General features: G+C 42.8%; 1 pseudogene. It reads left to right on the top strand.

The annotated features are described in order from the left end of the window. Positions 1–80: 80 nt before the first annotated feature. Positions 81–439: pseudogene (locus FS666_RS19485) on the top strand (group II intron reverse transcriptase/maturase); the annotation flags it as partial.

Genomic DNA, 439 nt, shown 5'->3' on the forward strand with positions numbered 1-439 from the left:
GACAACAAAACGTTGTCTAGGGAAGGACGGCACAAGCCAATACCCTACTTCGTTCGTATGTTTAAAGGAGGTAAGAGTCAGTGAATGCCAAGAAAATGGCTAACTACACCAATCATGCAAAAGCTCAAGAACTCTGGAAAACATTATACCTTTGTGCCAAGGAAAGCAAAACACGCCGATTTCATGCCTTATATGATAAGATTTATCGACCTGATATCTTGTGGGAAGCATGGCAAAGAGTAAAAAGAAAGCGAGGGAGTGGCGGGGTAGACTTACAGACGCTGGAGGATATTGAGTCCTATGGCGAGAAGAGATTTCTTAATGAACTTTATCTTGAGCTAAAGGAGAACCGATATCATCCGCAGCCTGTCTTGCGTACCTACATTCCTAAAGATGACGGAAAGAAACGTCCATTAGGAATTCCGACCATTAAAGACAG

The sequence above is a fragment of the Siminovitchia fortis genome (genome assembly GCF_007681465.1).
Taxonomy (GTDB): Bacteria; Bacillota; Bacilli; order Bacillales; family Bacillaceae_C; genus Siminovitchia; species Siminovitchia fortis.